Annotated in this window: 2 protein-coding genes; one reads left to right on the plus strand and one right to left on the minus strand. The window is 66.2% G+C overall.

Annotated features, from left to right (window positions below):
* Window positions 1-189: 189 nt before the first annotated feature.
* Window positions 190-3,753, minus strand: coding sequence for a DNA polymerase III subunit alpha (dnaE, locus tag K8V84_RS18185; protein ID WP_304076438.1), 3,564 nt, complete (start codon window positions 3,751-3,753; stop codon window positions 190-192).
* A 253-nt stretch (window positions 3,754-4,006) separates the two neighbouring features.
* Between dnaE and K8V84_RS18190 the strand changes: the two genes are divergently transcribed.
* Complete coding sequence (locus K8V84_RS18190) at window positions 4,007-5,266, plus strand: endonuclease/exonuclease/phosphatase family protein (RefSeq protein ID WP_304076440.1); 1,260 nt, start codon at window positions 4,007-4,009, stop codon at window positions 5,264-5,266.
* Window positions 5,267-5,277: the final 11 nt, after the last annotated feature.

Genomic DNA, 5,277 nt, shown 5'->3' on the forward strand with positions numbered 1-5,277 from the left:
CCAGGGGCCGGGAAGTGCCATGGCGCTCATGGTGTTCTCCTCTTCGATATTTCAGGACAGTCCTTCACTGTCTCGATAGGTCAAAGATATATCTCTAACTATCTCTTCGCAAGGGTCGAGACAGAAAAAGGCCCCCGTGTGCCGTGACACACGAGGGCCGTGCTCCGTGGAGCGTGGGGTTCGGTCTGGTCAGTAGTCGACCGAGTACGCCCCCAACAGGCTCTTCACCTCACCGTTGAACTCCGGGGAGATCCGCACCGAGTAGTTCTCCAGCGCGTAGATCCGTGAACGCACCGGGTTGTCCACGCGGACCCGCACCGGGGTCTCGCCCTTGTGGGTGCTCAGGATCTGCCGCAGGTCGCCCACCAGGTCCGGGGAGAGTCGCTTCTCGTCCAAGGTGAGCAGGACCGGGGGTTCACCCTCGGTGATGTGCGAGATGTCCAGGATCGACATCTCCGAGGCGAACATCGACCAGGTGCCGTCACGGTCGTTGAGTCGGCCCTTGACCGTGACCGCGGTGTCCTCCAACAACGCCTCCACGTACAGCGGATACGTCTTGGGGAAGAACAACACCTCCATCGAGGAGTCCAGGTCCTCCACCGTGGCGATCGCCCACTGGTTACCGGCCTTGTTGGTGCGCTTGTCCACCTTGGAGATCAACCCGGAGATCCGCACCTCGCCGCGCTCCCTGGCCAGGTCACCGGCGACGATCTGCGCGATCGAGGTGTCCCGGGACCGGGCCAGCACCCGCTCCGCACCGGCCAACGGGTGGCTGGACACGTACAGACCCAACATCTCCCGCTCGAAGGCCAGCTTGGTCTTGCGGTCCCACTCCTCATCGCCCCACTGGATGTTCAATCCGATGGGGGTGGAGTCGCCATCGTCGTCACCACCGCCGAACAGGTCGAACTGCCCGTTCGCCTCCTGCTTCTTGGAGCTGATCATGCCGTCCACCGCCATCTCGTGGTGACGGTACAGCTCCCGACGCGGCTGCCCCAGGGAGTCGAACCCGCCGGCCTTGATCAGCGACTCGATCACCCGCTTGTTACAGGCGGCCAGCTCGATCTTGGACAGGAAGTCGGTGAAGGAGGTGTACTTGCCCTTCTCGGTACGGGTCTTGACCACGGAGTTGACCACGTTGGCGCCCACGTTGCGGACCGCGCCCATGCCGAAGCGGATGTCGGAGCCCACCGGGGTGAAGCGCAGACCCGACTCGTTCACGTCGGGGGGAAGCACCTTGATGCCCTGGGCCCGACACTCGGCCAGGTACACCGCCATCTTGTCCTTGTCGTCGCTGACCGAGGTCAGCAGCGCGGCCATGTACGCGGCGGGGTAGTTGGCCTTGAGGTAGGCGGTCCAATACGCCACGAGGGCGTATCCGGCGGCGTGCGATTTGTTGAACGCATAGCCCGCGAACGGGAGCATGACGTCCCAGATCGCCTGCATGGACTCCCGGGAGAAGCCCTTCTCGATCATGCCCGCGGAGAACTTCTCGAACTCCTTCTCCAGGGCCTCCTTCTTCTTCTTGCCCATCGCGCGACGCATCAGGTCGGCGCCGCCCAGGCTGTACCCGGCCAGCTGCTGGGCGATCGCCATGATCTGCTCCTGGTAGACGATCAGGTGATACGTCTCACCGAGGATGCCCTCCAGGGCGTCCTTGAGCTCGGGGTGGATCGCCGTGACTTCCTGCCGACCGTTCGAACGGTCCGCGTAGTCGTTGTGCGCGTTGGCCGCCATCGGACCGGGCCGGTACAGCGAGAGCACGGCGGTGATGTCACCGAACGCCTTCGGCTCCATCCGCTTGAGCAGGTTGCGCATCGCGCCGCCGTCCAGCTGGAACACACCGAGCGTGTCCCCCCTGGCCAGGAGCTTGTAGGTCTTCGGGTCGTCCAGCGGAAGCTTTCCGAGGTCGATGTCGACACCGTCGGCCTCCTTGATGCTCTTGACCGCGTCGTCCATGATCGTCAGGTTGCGCAGGCCCAGGAAGTCCATCTTGAGCAGACCCATGTCCTCGCACTGAGGGTAGGGAAAGCCCGTGATGATGGCGCCGTCGGCGTCGCGCTTGTGCAGCGGGATGACGTCCAGCAACGGTTCCTTGGACAGGATGACGCCCGCGGCGTGCACACCCGTACCGCGGGTCAGACCCTCGATACCGCGCGCGGTCTCCATCACCTTGTTGACCTGGGGATCGTTGTCGATCAGGTTGCGCAGCTCGGTGGTCTCGCCGTACCGCTCGTGCTCGGTGTTGTACACCGCGTCCAGCGGGATCTCGTTGCCGCCCACCGGCGCGGGGAACGCCTTGGTGATCTGGTCACCCGTGGAGTAGGGCATGCCCAAGATCCGGGTGGAGTCCTTGATCGCGGCCTTGGCCTTGATGGTGCCGAAGGTGAGGATCTGCGCCACCCGCTCCTCCCCGTACAGACGGGTGACGTACTCGATCATCTCCCCACGCCTACGCTCGTCGAAGTCCAGGTCGACATCGGGCATGGACACACGTTCGGGGTTGAGGAACCGCTCGAACAGCAGACCGTGGTCCAACGGGTCCAGGTCGGTGATGCCCAACATGTAGGCGATCATCGAACCGGCCGCCGAACCACGTCCCGGGCCCAGAGCGATGCCGTTCTCCCGGGCGTAGTTGCAGATGTCGGCGACCACCAGGAAGTAGGCCGGGAATCCCATCTCGTTGATGATGCCCAGTTCGTACCGGATGCGGTCGCGCGCCTCGTCGGTGGCCCCGTCCGGGTAGCGCACCGGGATCCGACGCTCGACCTCCTTGGCCAGCCAGGATGCCTGGGTCTCCCCCTCCGGGACCGGGTAGACCGGCATCAGGTCCCGGTGGGCGAACACGTTGTCGTAGGCGTGCGGGTCGATCCGTTCGGCGATGAGCAGGGTGTTCTTGCACCCTTGTTCCCACTCGTCGAAGTTGAGCAGCCCGCGCATCTCATCGCCGGACTTGAGGTAGTAACCCGAGCCGTTGAACCGGAACCGTGTGGGGTCGTCCAGGTTCTTGCCCACACCCACGGCCAGCAGGGCGTCGTGCGCCGAGGCCTGGGATTCGTACACGTAGTGGGAGTCGTTGGTGACCAGCGGCGGAATGTTCAGTTCGCGGCCGACCCTGAGCAGGCCGTCGCGGACCTCCTTTTCGATCGGCACACCGTGGTCCATCAACTCCAGGAACACGTTGTCCTTACCGAAGATGTCCTGCAGCCCCGCCGCGTAGGCGATGGCCTCCTTCTCCTGCCCCAACCGCAACCGGGTCTGCACACCCCCCGACGGACAGCCGGTGGAGACGATCACGCCCTCGCTGTGCTCGGCCATCAACTCCAGGTCCATGCGGGGCTTCATGTAGTAGCCCTCCATGGACGCCAGCGAGGACATCCGGAACAGGTTGCGCAGGCCCTGCTCGTTCTCGGCGAGCATCGTCATGTGCAGATAGCGGCCACCGCCGGAGATGTCCTTGCCGCCCTCGGCAGAGGCGTCGTCGGAGGTGTTGGAACGCCCCCAGAACACCCGCTTCTTGTGGAACCGGGACTCGGGCGCCACATAGGCCTCGATACCGATGATGGGGGTGACACCGGTGCCCTTGGACTGCTGGTAGAACTCGTAGGCGCCGAACATGTTGCCGTGGTCGGTCATGGCCACGGCGGGCATCTCCAACCGTGCCGCCTCCTTGAACAGCGGCTTCAGCTTCGCCGCCCCGTCGAGCATCGAGTACTCGGTATGGACGTGCAGATGAGCGAAGGAGTCGGCCATGACGCGTGTGCCCCCGGGCGAGTAGACGGACAGGTGGTGGCTCCTGAGCCTACGACTTCCCCACGACGTTCGGGCCCTCCCGTGGACAACTCAGGAGGGTCCGGGATGTGACGTCCACCGAAGCGCCCCGCCCTCACGTTCGCGACCCTTGGAGCCCTCCTGGGCCCTCCCGTGGTTCACTCGGGGCTGCCGGCCTCCGGCCGGTCGATGTGCCACGTCCGCCGCCGCGCGCCCCGCTGAGAGGATCACCCCCATGTCCCGCAGAACCCGCCGTGTGGCCTCCACCGCCACCCTCGTCCTGGCCGCCTCGGCCCTGGTGGCCGCCCCCGCCGCCGGCACCGACTCGCCTTCGGTTCCCGAAGCACCGGGAACCCACGAGGTCCGCTTCGCGACGTTCAACACCGCACTGGAGCGCCCCGAGGAGGGGATGCTGGCCCAGGAGTTGGCCTCACCCGACAGCGAGCAGGCCCGCAACGTCGCCGAGATCATCCAGCACGTACGTCCCGACGTGCTGTTGGTCAACGAGTTCGACCACGACGAGGAGGGTCTGGGGCTGCGGCGCTTCCAGGACAACTACCTGTCCGTGGGGCAGAACGGTGCCGACCCCATCGACTACCCATACGTGTACAACGCCCCCGTGAACACCGGTGTGGCCTCGGGGGTGGACCTCAACGGCGACGGCGAGGCCGTGACCGAGCCGGGAACGCCCGAGTACGCCGAGGACGCTTTCGGGTACGGCGTCTTCCCCGGCCAGTACGGCATGGCGGTGCTGTCCAAGTACCCGATCGTCACCGACCAGGTGCGCACCTTCCAGACCTTCCGCTGGGCGGACATGCCGGACGCGCTGCTTCCCACCGACCCCGAGACGGGCGAGCCCTACTACTCGGAGGAGGCCCTGGAGGTGCTGCGGTTGTCCTCCAAGAGCCACTGGGACCTCCCCATCGACACCGGGCGCGGGCGACCGGTGCACCTGTTGGCCGGTCATCCCACACCGCCGACCTTCGACGGTCCGGAGAAGCGCAACGTGGCCCGCAACCACGACGAGATCCGGTTCTGGGCCGACTACGTGCGTCCCCGCGCCGGTGACTACATCTACGACGACGCTGGGGTGCGCGGTGGGTTGGCGCCGGGGGCCCGCTTCGTGATCGCCGGTGACCTCAACGCCGATCCCAACGACGGTGACGGGCATCCCGAGGCCATGACGCAGCTGCTGGAGCACCCGGACATCGTGGACGTGCGCCCCTCCAGCCAGGGCGGGCGCGGCGCGGCCGAGCGTCAGGGCGCCGCGAACGACGACCATGTGGGCGACCCGGAGCTGGACAGCGCGGACTTCGTGGACGAGCCGGGTCCGGGCAACCTGCGGGTCGACTACGTACTGCCCTCGCGTTCGCTGCCGGCCCGCGCGTCGGGGGTGTTCTGGCCGACCGTGGACGACCCGCTGTTCCGTCTGACCGGTGACCACCCGTTCCCGAGCTCGGACCACCGCTTGGTCTGGGTGGACGTGGTCCGCTGACTCTCCGGCGC

Origin of the sequence: Nocardiopsis listeri (genome assembly GCF_020741345.1) — a bacterium.
In the GTDB taxonomy this organism is placed as follows: domain Bacteria; phylum Actinomycetota; class Actinomycetes; order Streptosporangiales; family Streptosporangiaceae; genus Nocardiopsis; species Nocardiopsis listeri_A.

Coding starts and splice junctions, on each gene's coding strand:
- dnaE (WP_304076438.1), bottom strand. CDS start 3,753: ATGGCCGACTCCTTCGCTCATCTGCACGTCCATACCGAGTACTCGATG.
- K8V84_RS18190 (WP_304076440.1), top strand. CDS start 4,007: ATGTCCCGCAGAACCCGCCGTGTGGCCTCCACCGCCACCCTCGTCCTG.